Source organism: Sulfurimonas hydrogeniphila, assembly GCF_009068765.1.
Lineage (GTDB): Bacteria > Campylobacterota > Campylobacteria > Campylobacterales > Sulfurimonadaceae > Sulfurimonas > Sulfurimonas hydrogeniphila.
Map to the genome: position 1 here is coordinate 1,496,602 of NZ_CP035534.1, position 14,404 is coordinate 1,511,005.

The following is a 14,404-nucleotide window of genomic DNA, read 5'->3' on the forward strand; positions in this document are numbered from 1 at the left end:
ACACGCTGCCCTTTGTAAATAGCAGCATTTGACGAAGAAAGCGTCAAAAAAGCCAAAGAAAGTGCAATTAATAAAATTTTTTCATATACTTTTCCTGAAGTGAAATATCTTTCATTGATATTACATTAGAAATTATTATATATTCCTTACAGTGATAAAATTTATCACATAAAACACAAAAAATTCTATAATTGAAACTTACCGACGAGTTTTTCGTCCAGACTCCAGACTCCTTTTTCTTTTAACTTTTCAACAACACTCTGTGTACATTCGACATCATCAGGCCATTCTCTTGTAAAATTATCCAAGGAATTTTTATTTGTACCGTCAATACCTACCATGAGTCCCGATGTATATACATCACGCAGTGCATCCATATTGTTCGTGACACGCCAAATCAGCATATAAGAGTTCCGTATGTCATTTTTTTCAGCATCAACAAATACAACCACTCTTACATGTGTACTCAATACCAGCAAATCATCAAAATACTCTTTTACATTTCTTTTTTTATCTACACTGATGACTGTAACAGGGTTGTTTGTGCGCTGCATAAACTGATGCAAATCTACAACATCAGGAATGAGCTCTTTTACTCTATTGAGAAGTTCTGCATCTCCCAAAAGCTGAGGCGCTTCAACGCTGTCTGCACCAGTAGCATCTATGCCAAGCTTTCCGCCTACCAAAGTCTCAGGAGATGAGTGGTCAAGCGCATCCAGGATACCTTCTGTAATAAACAGTGATTTAGGAGTAAAACGATTCAGAACATATGTGGCAAAAGCTTCATAGTTCTCCAGTTTTGGTGCTTTTTCATCAACAAAAATGGCATGTTTGACAAAGCTCATCTGTCCGGCGCCCCAAAAAGCATGCATAAACTGTTTTGCATGTCCTTTGTAAAGTGGCTGCATTTTTGCAAGTATCAGGTTGTGAAAACCTGCATTTTCCGGCATGTGGTAATCCAGCAAATCAGGAGCAGTTGTTTTAAGCAAAGGAAAGAAAATTTTTCCTGTTGCCCAACCCATATATTTGTCTTCAAGCGGCGGTTTTCCGACAACAGTAGCTAAAAAAGTTCTTTTTTGCTTCATCGTTATCGCTGAAACTTCCATCACAGGGTAAGGTTCTTCCAAAGTGTAGTATCCTGTATGGTCACCAAACGGACCTTCAATTTTCAGACTATCAGGATCAACCCAGCCCTCTATTACATAATCCACATCTTTGGGAATATACAAAGGCGTTGTCAAAGATTTTACAAGCTGTGCAGGCTTTTTGGTAATCAGTCCATACATTAAAAGCTCATTCACGCCATAAGGCAGAGGAGCAGTTGCGCACCAGGTATACAAAGGATCTCCCCCTACAGCTATACTTACAGGCATTTTTTTGCCGGCTTTTTGATACTGGTCAAAAAAGTGTGAAGAATCCTTATGTATCTGCCAGTGCATGCCCAAATGATTTTTATCATATACCTGTAATCTGTACATACCAAGGTTTACCATTTCGCCGTCAAGGCTTTGTGTATAGACCTGACCCATTGTTATAAATGGTCCGCCGTCTTGTTCCCAGGTTGTCAGGACCGGTAATTTATATAAATCTATTGCATCTTTTAAATATTTTATCTGCTGGCATTCTCCCTCGCCTTTGAGACGTTTTGGAAAAATATTTTTGAGTGAAAAAAGTTCACTTGCCATAGAAATTTTCTCTTTGAAGCCTACGGGCGGTTTCATATGCAGCAGTTTTGTAATTTCATCTGCCACAGACTCAATAGTTCGTCCAAAAAGCAGCTCACAACGCCTGTAAGATCCAAAAAGGTTCATCATGACCGGTTCTTCAAATTTTTTACCGTTTTTTTTATCAACAACATTGGTAAAAAGCAGTGCTTTGCCGCCGTCTTCTTTTTTTACTTCGGCATAAGCCAGATGCGGAATTTCAAGATATATATCGAGTTCAGTATCTATTGTTGTGAGTTCATCATTTTTTTGTAAAAGTTTTATTGTTTTTTGCATATATCCTACTCAAATATTTTTTCCTGATTGTAGCATATAAAAACTGAGTGTATAAAAAATCAGCCTCTTGTTTTTATTGCAAGCTGTCATCGTTTCTGTCTTGTTTTAATTTTTTTTTCAAAATAATTTTGCCGTTTTCAACACCGGGTTGATTGTAGGCATCAATATACATCAGTTTTGCACACAGGGAAGTCAACAGTTCATATTCATACATCAAAGCGGCAATGGCACTTTCACAAACACCGTCTATTGTTATCACATCACACGGGATGTCTTTTTGGCTGTTTATTGATTCTATCGTTGCATCCGCCTGTTTGTTTATCAATTCGGAAAAAGGAATATTATTAAGATATCGTAACTCTTCAAGCCCTTCCAGTTTTACATCCGGAATTTTCAAATCATTGTCAAAATTTTCCACCTTGATGACAGTTACCGTTTTATCTCGTCTGCCTTCGATGATAAGCTGTAAAAACGAGTGCTGATCAATCGGACCGATAATACCGATAGGTGTCAATCCCTGACGTGTATTGTTTATATCAATTTTACCAAGACTTTCTCCCCAAAGCTGAATATACCACTTGTTGAAACCTTCAAGGCGTGAGGAGTAGGAAAAGACTACATTTATGTTGTAATTGTATTTGTATTCGACTAAAAATCGGGCTTTTTTTAAAAGGCGTTGTTTAATATTTATGCCATTGTCAGCCGGCACTGAAGTACCGGTTCCGGAGATATTACCTGTGTCATCTTTGTGGAGAGGCACTGAAGTAGCGGTTCCGGAGATATTACCTGCGTTATCGTTGTGGAGGGGAACTGAAGTAGCAGTTCCGGAGATATTGCCTGTGTCATCGTTGTGGAGGGGAACTGAAGTAGCAGTTCCGGAGATATTGCCTGTGTCATCGTTGTGGAGAGGCACTGAAGTAGCGGTTGCAGAGGTACCCTGGAACCCGTACTTCAGTGCGGGCTGCTCTTTATGAGTCCCAAAAAACTCATCATGTACTTTTCTCGCACCGGACAACAATGCATCTATGTCTATACCCACTATCGCCAAAGGTAGTAAACCGACTGCACAAAACACAGAAAAGCGTCCTCCCACATTTTTCGGAATCTCAAAAATCTTCATGCTGTGTATACGGGCATAATCACTTAATTTGGAATCGTTCTCACTGACAATCACGCTGTTTTCTCTGTTACATGTAACCAAAGAGTTTATATACTTAAACAATGCAATTGTTTCCAAAGTTGTCCCGGATTTTGAAATCACTATAAAAAGCGTATCTTCCAAATCAATATTTTCAATCTTGGACTTTATATCAATAGGGTCTGTAGTTTCAAGAAAAAAAAGTTTTTTCCTTAAATCTTTTGAGTGTTTTAAAAATTTATAAACAGCATAGGTACCAAGGGTACTTCCGCCGATACCGATAACGGCTATATTAGTTTGTTTCACTGTTTTGGCATACTCTTTATAAACAGATGTATCTTGAAGCGGCAGTGTATAATAGCCGATAGAGTTCTTTTCTTTTACAATTTCAGCAAAAACATCTTCATCTGAGATAGTCGGATTGAAATTATGACTATAGTTCATGAACAACTCTTGTTGTAAAAATAATTTGTAGCTGCAACAAAACCGTCTACACTGCCACAGTCAAAGCGTTTTCCTTGAAATTTATAGGCAATTACTCTGCCTTGTTTCGCCTGTTGCAGCAGTGCATCGGTTATTTGAATTTCTCCGCCTTTACCCGGTTTTGTTTCACGCAAAATATCGAATATATCCGGAGTAAGGATGTACCTGCCTATAATGGCCAGATTGGACGGAGCGTCCTGCGGGGATGGTTTTTCTACCATATCTGTAATTTTAAAAGCGTTATCGCCCAGACTAAAGTCTGGGTTCCGTATCTCACCTTCAATATCCTTGTCGCCTAGACTAATGTCTGGATTCCTTGTCTCACCTGCATCTGATTCATCTTCCCGGAACCCGTACTTCAGTGCGGGCTGCTCTTCTATTGCTACTACACCGTATTTGTTAGTATCATCATAAGGTACTTCTTCGACAGCAACGATAGAGCACTTGTATTTTTCGTAAAGTTTTACCATCTGTGCCAAAACACCCGCACTCTCATTATCACACAAATCATCTGCTAGTATGACGGCAAAAGGTTCTTTTCCGATAAGAGTTTCACCTGTCAGTATGGCATGTCCAAGCCCTTTCATCTCAACTTGTCGCGTATAGGAAAAGGTGCAGGTTGTTATTACTTTTCTTATCTCTTGCAAATAACTCTCTTTTGCAGTACCTTTAATCTGATGCTCGAGTTCATAAGAAACATCAAAGTGATCTTCAATTGCACGTTTCCCACGCCCCGTAACGATTGCCATAGTAGTAAGCCCCGCTTCTATTGCTTCTTCCACCCCGTATTGAAGAAGCGGTTTCGTAAGGACGGGGAGCATCTCTTTTGGTATCGCTTTTGTAGCCGGCAAAAATCTTGTTCCGTAGCCTGCCGCCGGAAAAAGACATTTTCTGATTGTTGTTTGCAAGAGAATCCTTTGTTTTAATGAAATGATTATAGTAAACCTTTGATTATATTTACTTAAATTCAGCCCGTACTGAAGTACGGGTTCCGAAAAAGCTGCACATCTCCAGGAATCAGTACTTTAATGCCGACTGTTGTTGCTTACTGTCACTCTCAGCCCACCCTAAAGGATGGGTTCCTAAATACTGAATACTTCCCGGAATCGGTACTTTAGTGCCGACTGTTCTTTAATTCTTATATTTTCAATTTATATACTTTAGCCTGTGGTGTTAATATCACAGGTTCAAAAAGTTTTTTATCATAATTTTCCAGCACCATCAGTTGTATATAGAGCGAATTATATGTCTGTTCATCCACTATTAAAAAAGTATTATAGTTTTTCATAAAAATAATATTTAAATTTGAGGAAAGGTTGATAACCTGTACCTGTTTGTGTAGTTTCATATTTTTGTCATAGTAAGTTTGCACAAAACGTCTTATCGGCAATGTTTTATTTCCAAGAGTAAGCTGCAGAATTCTTTTGTCTAAAAATACATTTTGTGCCAATTGAATTTTGTTGCCAATATCTTTAAAATTCCTGCTTACAAAGAAAAATGGCTGCCTGCCTTTGTCTCCGTTCATTAAATTCAAATTTGAGAAAAGTGTGACAGTCGGATAAATGTTTATCATTCTGAAAGGCAGATAAACGTAGATATCTCTTGTTTTTTTCGGCAGTTTAATATCAGACTGCAAACTCTTTAAAAATTCGTTTGTATCTTTGTATCCGTAATCTTTTGTCATCTGTTCGATATTTGAAAAAACTGTAATATTTTTGTCTTCTATCTCTTTCTTGTTTTTATCTCCAAAATCGTATGTTTTTTCCGTATACTCTACATCAAGCCGTGCCATTTTTGCAGCCTCTTCCTGTGTGTGTGTCAGCATAAAACTCACAGGAAAATTCACGCTTCCACTGTGTTTTCCGCCATCGGCCAAAGTTTTGACATCTGCATAGTATCGAATTGGATAGCCATAGTCCCACCATGCTACAACATAATCTTCACGACTTGCTCTTTTTCCCAGGGTAGTTAAAACTTTCACTTCATTCGCATTAAAAACAGTAGGTACTTTATACGCCTCTATATGTTTATAGTTTGGATACAGTGCCAGCAGAGTAAAAGCACTCATGCTTAAAACTTTCAACTTCTGCGTAGGCATTTTTGAAGCAATCTGCGTAATTAAAAAGGCAATGCCGAAAGCTAAAATCGGTACGGCATAGATTGTAAAACGAAGTCCACCGACATAGGCTAAAAATCCAAGCCCGACAAGAGGCAGTGAAAAGAGCATAATACGGTGTTTGTACAGTAAATAGATATAGCCAAACAAGGCAATCACAAAAGTAACAGTATTTCCACTGATACGATTAGCAAAAGTCTCAAAAGGAATATGCCCTGCTTCTCGTACCGTTTGTATTACCGTGAAAAAATGAAGTCCCAGTCCTTTGGTTCCCGCACTGACACTCTCTCTAAAAATATAGCCTTTTAACTGCGACCAAATCGGATCAAATCCACCGGTTGCAAAAAATGCAATAATTGAAGTCCCTAAGATATAGTAAATATACTTATCATATTTTTCCTGCTTAAATGTATAAAAAGCGGCTAAAACAAAACCCAGACGAACCAATCCGTCTGTATTCATCATAGCAAACATCATAATGGCAAGCAGTTTATAATTAAATACATTTTTTCGATCAAACACCAAAGTATAAAAAAGAATCAATCCGAAAAATGAAAACTCCAAAGAGTAAGATTGAGGGTACCACCATCTGTAAACCAGAATATCCAAAGCAGTAAAGAGCAGATATATGTCTTTATTGGTTTTAATCGCCCAAATAACAGACCAGAGCAAAAACATAGGAAGCACAATGTTGAGCATATCGGTATCATAATACCCTGCCATTGTACGGTTATAATAACTCCATGCAACAGATGCAAATATTGCGGCAATAAACCCCATCTCAAGATTTTTCAGCGCTTTGGCTATCAAAATGATGGGAATAACGACAAGAGAACTCAAAAATACCGGTAAATAAAAAATAACACTCTCAAAGGAAAAAGGCAGGATTTTTGCAAAGAATGCTGTAAGTTGGGAAGCAGCACTTGAAACAGGTGAGAGGTCATGCAACTGATGAAATTTATCAAAATACTCTTTTGCATCCGGATTTGTTCCGGTTCCGGAAAGTAAATCACGAGCACCTTCCGCCCAAACATAACCATCATTGGTATTAATCATAAACTGCCCGTTAAAATAAAACGGTGCATATCCGTTAAAATGATATACCCAAACAAGGCGCATACCAATAGAAAAAGCAAAAGCTATAAAAATATAAAGAAGTGTTAATTTTGTTTCGTGGGAAGTATCTGTCAAGTTTTAGTCCTCTAAAAAGTTGAGGAATTATAACATAAAAAGAAGTGGCTCCGGATACTGGATTCGAACCAGTGACCAAGTGATTAACAGTCACCTACTCTACCGCTGAGCTAATCCGGAATGTATGGCAGAATTCTATCCAAACAATTTTAAAATAACCTAAAATTTTGATAATTTAGGAATTTGTTTGATGATTAAACTCCGGCACTATCTCTTTGAGTTTTTTCAGCGTATCATTACATGTAAGCAGTGCTTCTATATCTTCATTCAATCTTTTCAAATCATACGGTGTAGGTTTTGCCACGGTTATGGATTCATATTCTGTTTTTGTGTCACTCTCGTCTATCAAAAGCTCTTCATAGAGTTTTTCACCCGGTCGTAAACCTGTATATGTAATGTCAATGTTTTGACTTCCGCTCAGGTCAATCATTTTTTTTGCCAAATCAACTATCCTTATCGGTTCACCCATATCAAGTATGAAAATCTCACCGCCGCTTCCTATAGCACCTGCCTGCAAAACCAGTTCACAGGCTTCGGGTATCAACATAAAATATCGTGTGATATCAGGATGTGTTACGGTAACAGGTCCGCCTGCTTCTATCTGTTTTTTAAATTTTGGAATAACACTTCCGCTAGAGCCTAAAACATTACCAAACCTCACAGCGACTATGTCTGTTCCCTGTCCATTTGAATTTTGGGCATACAGTTCGCAAATACGCTTAGTCGTTCCCATAACATTTGTAGGACGCACTGCCTTATCGGTAGATATCATCACAAACTTTTGCACGCCATGCTTTATAGACGTATCTATAACATTTTTAGTGCCTATGACATTATTAACGATGCCTTCATATATGTTTGATTCAACAAGCGGTACATGTTTGTATGCTGCGGCATGTATAACTATCTGAGGTTTATACTTTTGAAATGTTTCATCTAAAAGTTTCGAATTTACTACACTTTGCATAACAGGAACAGCATCAACATTCTTAATCTCTTCCAAAATAGCATACAAATTGTATTCGCTGTGGTCTAAAAGTATAAGTTTTTTCGCTCCGTATTTTTCACATTGACGACATATTTCACTCCCGATACTCCCACCGGCACCCGTAACCAAAACAGTTTTGTCTTTTATGAATGCTTTTATCTTTTTTTTGTCCAAATCTTTTGGATGGCGTGCAAGCAAATCTTCTACAGAGAGATCTTTTAACTGTGTCGAAAGATTTTTTCCCGTTAAAATTTCATCAATAGAAGGAAGAATCTGAATAACTTCAAAGTAATTTGAGAGATTGTCATATATCGTTCTGATACGCTCTTTTGGAACAGACGGCATGGCAATAACAAGCAAATCATACTTTTTATCTTTCATAACTGTTTTGAGCTGTTGCTCAGAAAGTATATTTACAGAATCTACAGAACGGTTTTGCAAAGCCTTGTCATCATCCACAAAATATTCTATTTTATACTTAGAATCATGAAACTCGGATGCCAGTTTTATTCCAGCCTTCCCTGCACCATAAATTACCACTGATTTTGTCTTCTTTACTTTTGATTTGTTGGTAAAATAATAGTATGCATACATCAAAAAATTAATGCTAAAAAGATATAAAAAAAGTTCTGATGCCAAAAAAGAAAAACGTACTTTTCCATAAAATACAGGCAAATAAACAAAAAAAGCAGCAATATAGACAACACTTTTTATAAGAAAAGTTTTTTGCGAAGCTTTCGACCAAGAGAGAGAGTAGTCTCGCAGTATAAAGCGTGATGCAAGCATACGAATGACGATGACGCTTGCCACAACCTCAAACTCAAACGGCATATGATAGATAAAAAATGTCCACCAAAACGTAATAAAAGAGAGTACTATAATTACTAAAAAGTTTAATATTTTTTTATCTATTCGCACTATTTATGATTCTCTGGATCTTTAAGTTTTAATACGCTCATACTATACTTTCCTCTCTTATTATAAACATCATTATAACACATTTGTAAACTCACAGTTTTCACTCCATATGTGCAGCGCACCATAAAGAGTGGGTTCCAAAAAACTGTACACATTCACAGAAATCGGTACTTTCCTGGCATTCTCGCCCGCACTGAAGTACGGATTCCAAATGCAACAATTTCTCGGAATCGGTACTTCAGTGCCGACTGATAAAATACGCCAAGACAAATAAAACCATATTCGCCCCCATAGCCATAAACACAACTCTGTCATGGGAAAATCCGGCCTGCGTCAGCCTTTGGTATAGATGCTTTTTATGTGCCACCAAAAGCCTTTCTCCATTGAGGTACCGCTTGACTAAAGTATACGTCGCATCAAACCAAAACACGCCAAATAAGATAATCCATATCCATAAATTTACAGCATCTTGATTTGCATAATATATAGCAAAAATCGCTACAGTATACCCAAGCAAAGTACTCCCGACATCTCCCATAAATATCTTCGCTCTATGCCAGTTCCAGACCAAAAATCCTAACACAGACACAATCAAAACTAAAAAATGCACCCCGCCAAAAAGTAAAAAACCGGCAATTCCAAGAAAAACAGCTTCACTTCCGGCATAGCCGTCAATTCCGTCTAAAAAATTGTAAAGATTGATAAACCAGATAATCGCCACAAAAGCAATGATATTAGCAACCAGTTGATTTTCAATGCTAAAAAGCCAAAAGTCCAAGCTACCTAAACCACCCAGAGCCATTAACCCACCAACAGCGACACTGCTCTGTGTGACAAGCCTTACTTTAGGAGAAAGTTCATACAAGTCATCCAAGTAACTTACAACAGCAAGCACAACCCCCGCCATTAAAGCATAATACAAAGATGAAACAATCTCTCCCCTGAAAAAAAGATAACTCAACCCCACAAACCAAGTAACAGCTATAGCAATCCCCCACCATGAGGCGTAGGCACCGTGTGAGAACTCCGTTCATTTACCTCGGCAACCAAGGATTTTTCAATGGCATAATTTTTGATAAAATAAGTGAGCATAAATGACAATAAAAATAAAAATATATAGATCACAGATCGCTTCCTTTATATCTGACTCTCAAAAACACAGGAAATCTTGGCTTTTTGTATTTTGTAAATTCTTGGTACTTAAATGTTACAATATCACCGACTTTAGGAGGATCCATTCTCTCTTTATTTGTAAATCCACTGCCTATTTTAAAGGTTGCATTGTTATCTAAACGACAGGTTAACGATCCCATCATATTTGCAAATTTTCCTTTGCCATGGTTGAGAGAGACAACCCTGCATTCGGCATCTTTAAATGATTTTACTTTTAAGGCTTTTGATGTTCTTTTGTCTATATATGCCACATTTGGGTCTCGCACCACAACACCCTCACCGCCTTTTGATTCTACTACGGATAAAAATCTAAAAAGTTCATCTTTTGAATTCACCTCTCTTTGAACTATTACATGTAAGATATCACTTTCATATGGTTTTACTTTTTCTAAACGCTTCAAAAGACCTTCTTTTGCATGAGGTACTTCAAAAATGTTATATGTAATTTCTTTCCATTTTTCAGATGGTACTTTATCTCGCACTATAGAAGATATATTTTCAAAATCATCCCTTTTGCTCCACAACTCCCCATCTAATTCAAAAGGAGGAAAATCTTTTATAAAAAACTTTGGAGCATAAATATGCTTTCCTCCACGACTTATAAGTTGTTTCCCATCCCAGTAAGCACGGATCCCATCAAGCTTTTCACTCATTACCCAATTTGTAATATTTTGATCTTTATAGACTTGCAAAAGTAAAAGTTGTGGTTTTTGCGCAAACAGTACAAATGGCAGGAGTAATATTAGGTACAGTTTCATATCATTAAGTCCTTTAAACTTTTCTCACCGTTTATCATAAAATCAATCCCTTCTTCCGCACCAAACGGAAGCGATGCTTCAGCCTTGCCAAAAAGTTTTTTCATTGCATCCTTATTGTCAACTTCCAAACTCCCATAAAGCCTCTTATGAAACGATGGCTTTAAAACCTTCAACAAACTCTCAAAAAACGGCACCCGAACAAGATAAACTTTTTTTCCTAAATTTTCAGCTATAAGCTCTATAAGTTTTATGGTACTAAACGGTTTATCATCGCTCACTAAAAATATGCCATCTTTTTGCCGCTCAATGACAGCATCCATAAAAAAACATAAATTCCCAATGTAGATCATACTGCGTCTGTTCTCAATTCCTCCAAAAGGCAACACAGGCACTTTGCGAACCAAATTAATAAGATTTTTTATGTTAGCTTTCACCCCATACCCATAAACAATAGGCGTTCTTATAATAGAAACAATAAAATTATCATCTTCGATTTTTTGAAGTTCCTGCTCGGCTTTTAATTTACTTTTACCGTATTCATCCTGAGGGTAACATGGTGTACTTTCTGTATAACAAACATCACTCTCTTCCCCATATACTTTCACACTGCTCATAAACACAAAATGCTTCACGCCAGATGCTTTTGCTTTTTTGGCCAGATCCAAAGTTTGCGTAACATTTATCTTTTCATACGCCTCTTTACTCGCTCCACCCATCTGATGTACCAAAGCAGACAAATGTACAACAACATCAACACCCTTTACATGTAGAGCATCAAAATTCTCCTGTAAAAAAGAAAAAGTTCTTATATTATAGTGTTGAGAATATTTTAACTGGAAATAACTCCCGATAAAACCTCTTACCCCTGTTAATAAAATAGTTTTCATCTATATATCCATGTCTAGTTTCTTTAACTCACCTAACAGTTCATTCCAAAAATATTTTTGATCATACTTTTTGACAATACTATCTCTTACATTGCATCTAACAAAATTGTAAAATTTTTCATCTATAATAAATTTTTCCATTGCATGGAACAAAGCTACTTCATCTTTTTTCTTTACCAGCATTCCATTTATATTGTGTTCTATTACTTCATTACACCCATTTATATCAGTTGCAAGCAGTGGTATATTAAAACTACCTGCTTCTATGAGAACATTTGGCAGTCCCTCCCTGTATGAAGGAAGAACAAATAGGTTAGTAATGCAAAGATATTTTCTTATATCATCCTGAAATTCTATATATTTTACAGAATTATTTTCTTTTATTATTTGATGGCTTTGTTTAGAAATCGGGTCTGATTCATTTTTATAATCGCCTATCAATAATAATTTAATCTTAGGATATTTATCACTTAACAAATCAAATACACTCAACAACTCATCAATGCCTTTATCTTTTACAATTCTTCCTACAAAAGTTATTATAAAGTCATCTTTCTTAAGCTTTAAATTATCCTTGATTTTATTTTTTTGACTCTCCGAAAACTTATCTTTAAAAAACTCGGTATCAACACCGTTAACTGAACCATTTCCAATTATAGCAACCTCTTTCGCTGTCATGTTTTTAACTGTTGCAGTCAAAATTTTGCTATTACAATATATTTTAGAGGAAAAAAAATATGTAGTCTTTTCTGTTATTGTCAATATTTTTTTTCTTATTCCTGTCGCTTCCAAATGAGGAAGGCCCACAACACTGTGCAGTCTATGCGGAACTCTAGTTATCCATGATGAAATCATTCCAAGTAATCCGGCTTTTGGAGTAAGTGTATAAACAATCAAAGGCTTCTTTTTTAACAGATACACTGTAAGCTGTATCAAAACTTTTAAATCTTTAAAAATATTAATTTTTCTATTAAAATCCACTATTTTTACAGATACATTTTCATACTCTTTAATACTTTGGATTTTATCTGAATATGATGTAACTATTTCAACTTCATAATAATTAGATAAAAATTTTGCCTGTCCTTTTAGCCAAGTTTCTAAAACAACAGGAACAGTAACCATTATTACAATTTTTTTCATAAATTAAATTCTTGTTGTAAATATTCTTTCACATTGATAAAATCATTTTTTTGAATTACTTCAACCAGTAATCTTGCATCAGAGGTTGAAACTTTTAACTCATCTCTAAATATATTGCTTGTTTTAATTTCGATCTGATTATTTGACAAAAATTCCAAGATCCCTTTTATTGAACTGCCAAAACCAGTACCTACATTAAGTATTTTAATATTTTGTATCTTTAACAGTTTACTATATATAAAAACCACATCATCAATATGTATAAAATCTCTAATGGCATTTCCATTGTTTACTATTTTTATTTCTTGATTGTTTTTATGAGCATTTATAATTTTACTGATAACAGAAAATTTATCATTTCCGCCATACATATTAAAAATCCTGGTAATCGTATAGTCTATCTTATACTCATTACAATATTTTTCAATCAATTTCTCATTTGCAACTTTTAAAGAGGCATGCAAGTTTATAGGTTTTAATTCATCTGATTCATTACATAAAATATTATTTCCATATACGGAACTGCTACTTGTGTATATTATTTTGTTGATGTCTGCATTTTTAAAGTAATCAAGCACTAAAGAAGTAATTAAAATGGCATTAGTGATGTAACTACTACTGCTATCGAAATTATTTAGCTGTGTTGCAGGTTGAAAGTTATTAAAAATAATATTAATTTTTTGATTTTTATACTCTTGTAAAATATTTATATTTTCCAATATTTCTCTTGAAGACAGTAATATGGAATTATCTATATACCTATTCATTCTTGTAGAAAGATTACTATTTTTCCCAATAATTAAATTTTTAGGCATAACTGTATCTCTTAAAAACAATCTTACAAATTTGTAACAAAGAACTAAATACATAATGTCTCATCGGTATCTCTTTTTTTAAAAAAATCAATGAAAGCAAATACAATGCTTTTCTGTAACCTATATCTGTCTCTCTGTTTGAAATTGAAGCATTATGAACTCTATAATTCAACAGCTTTTCTTTGAGTAAAACAATTTTTTTTTCATTTCTAATTAATTTTATCCAAAGTTGCCAATCTTCTACCGCAATCAAATTTTTCTCTTCTTCAAAATTAACTAAAGCACTTTTTTTTAACAATACAGAATTTACATTTATATAATTGATATAATAAATAATATTTTTCATACTTATAACAGTTTTTAAAAAATTAACCAGTTTTTGATTATCAAAATTTCCTTGTAATTCAGATTTTTCATCAATTTCATATGCCAATGTATGGACTACGTCAGCATGATTGTTTTGTAAAAATGCTAATTGTTTTTCTAACTTTTCCGGCAACCATACATCATCAGAATCCAAGAAAGCTATATATTCACCTTTTGCAATTTTTAAACCCTCATTTCTAGGATAAGCTGGTCCTCCTTTGTTCATATCCAAATTTACGACCTTGATTCTTTTATCTTGCTGCTGATATTCCTCAATAATAGAAACACTTTTATCTGTTGAATTATGATTTATAAGCAGTAGTTCAAAAACCTCATAAGTTTGCTTCAACACTGATTGTATTGTTTCATCTAGATAATTTTCTGCATTATATATTGGAATAATGACACTAATCAAAGGATTTTTCATA

10 protein-coding genes, 1 tRNA gene and 1 pseudogene are annotated in these 14,404 nt (G+C 35.2%); all 12 read right to left on the reverse strand.

All coding sequences use genetic code 11. The features are described from left to right. Positions 1-185 precede the first annotated feature (185 nt). Positions 186-2,000 (reverse strand): menaquinone biosynthesis decarboxylase, encoded by a 1,815-nt coding sequence (locus tag ETP70_RS07890; RefSeq protein WP_151900681.1) that lies wholly within the window; start codon positions 1,998-2,000, stop codon positions 186-188. A gap of 73 nt (positions 2,001-2,073) precedes the next feature. Then, positions 2,074-3,582 (reverse strand): glucose-6-phosphate isomerase, encoded by a 1,509-nt coding sequence (locus tag ETP70_RS12555; protein ID WP_230973244.1) that lies wholly within the window; start codon positions 3,580-3,582, stop codon positions 2,074-2,076. Next, the gene (locus tag ETP70_RS07905) at positions 3,579-4,529 is read right to left on the reverse strand and encodes a UTP--glucose-1-phosphate uridylyltransferase (protein ID WP_151900682.1); all 951 of its coding nucleotides are present in this window, start codon (positions 4,527-4,529) and stop codon (positions 3,579-3,581) included. Before ETP70_RS07905 ends, ETP70_RS12555 begins: the two co-directional genes overlap by 4 nt. A gap of 230 nt (positions 4,530-4,759) precedes the next feature. Beyond that, positions 4,760-6,928, reverse strand: coding sequence for an STT3 domain-containing protein (locus ETP70_RS07910; protein ID WP_151900683.1), 2,169 nt, complete (start codon positions 6,926-6,928; stop codon positions 4,760-4,762). Positions 6,929-6,973: 45 nt separating this feature from the next. After that, positions 6,974-7,048, reverse strand: a tRNA-Asn gene (locus ETP70_RS07915). Positions 7,049-7,103: 55 nt separating this feature from the next. Continuing rightward, positions 7,104-8,834, reverse strand: a complete 1,731-nt coding sequence (locus ETP70_RS07920; protein ID WP_151900684.1) for a polysaccharide biosynthesis protein — start codon at positions 8,832-8,834, stop codon at positions 7,104-7,106. Between the two features lie 247 nt (positions 8,835-9,081). Next, positions 9,082-9,959: pseudogene (locus ETP70_RS07925) on the reverse strand (MraY family glycosyltransferase); the annotation flags it as partial. Then, the gene (locus tag ETP70_RS07930; protein ID WP_151900685.1) at positions 9,956-10,765 is read right to left on the reverse strand and encodes a DNA ligase; all 810 of its coding nucleotides are present in this window, start codon (positions 10,763-10,765) and stop codon (positions 9,956-9,958) included. The gene ETP70_RS07930 and the pseudogene ETP70_RS07925, both read right to left, overlap by 4 nt. Next, positions 10,762-11,652, reverse strand: coding sequence for an NAD-dependent epimerase/dehydratase family protein (locus ETP70_RS07935; protein WP_151900686.1), 891 nt, complete (start codon positions 11,650-11,652; stop codon positions 10,762-10,764). Before ETP70_RS07935 ends, ETP70_RS07930 begins: the two co-directional genes overlap by 4 nt. Then, positions 11,653-12,795, reverse strand: coding sequence for a glycosyltransferase family 4 protein (locus ETP70_RS07940; RefSeq protein ID WP_151900687.1), 1,143 nt, complete (start codon positions 12,793-12,795; stop codon positions 11,653-11,655). After that, a complete protein-coding gene (locus ETP70_RS07945) occupies positions 12,792-13,610 on the reverse strand; it encodes an SDR family oxidoreductase (RefSeq protein WP_151900688.1) in 819 nt (272 codons plus the stop codon). The genes ETP70_RS07940 and ETP70_RS07945 overlap by 4 nt, the downstream gene beginning before the upstream one ends. After that, positions 13,603-14,403, reverse strand: coding sequence for a glycosyltransferase family 2 protein (locus ETP70_RS07950; RefSeq protein ID WP_151900689.1), 801 nt, complete (start codon positions 14,401-14,403; stop codon positions 13,603-13,605). Before ETP70_RS07950 ends, ETP70_RS07945 begins: the two co-directional genes overlap by 8 nt. Between the last annotated feature and the right edge of the window lies 1 nt (position 14,404).

What these genes read in the sequence shown, in the direction of transcription:
- ETP70_RS07890 (WP_151900681.1), bottom strand. Translation starts at nt 2,000, where the DNA reads ATGCAAAAAACAATAAAACTTTTACAAAAAAATGATGAACTCACAACA.
- ETP70_RS12555 (WP_230973244.1), bottom strand. Translation starts at nt 3,582, where the DNA reads ATGAACTATAGTCATAATTTCAATCCGACTATCTCAGATGAAGATGTT.
- ETP70_RS07930 (WP_151900685.1), bottom strand. Translation starts at nt 10,765, where the DNA reads ATGAAACTGTACCTAATATTACTCCTGCCATTTGTACTGTTTGCGCAA.
- ETP70_RS07935 (WP_151900686.1), bottom strand. Translation starts at nt 11,652, where the DNA reads ATGAAAACTATTTTATTAACAGGGGTAAGAGGTTTTATCGGGAGTTAT.
- ETP70_RS07940 (WP_151900687.1), bottom strand. Translation starts at nt 12,795, where the DNA reads ATGAAAAAAATTGTAATAATGGTTACTGTTCCTGTTGTTTTAGAAACT.
- ETP70_RS07945 (WP_151900688.1), bottom strand. Translation starts at nt 13,610, where the DNA reads ATGCCTAAAAATTTAATTATTGGGAAAAATAGTAATCTTTCTACAAGA.
- ETP70_RS07950 (WP_151900689.1), bottom strand. Translation starts at nt 14,403, where the DNA reads ATGAAAAATCCTTTGATTAGTGTCATTATTCCAATATATAATGCAGAA.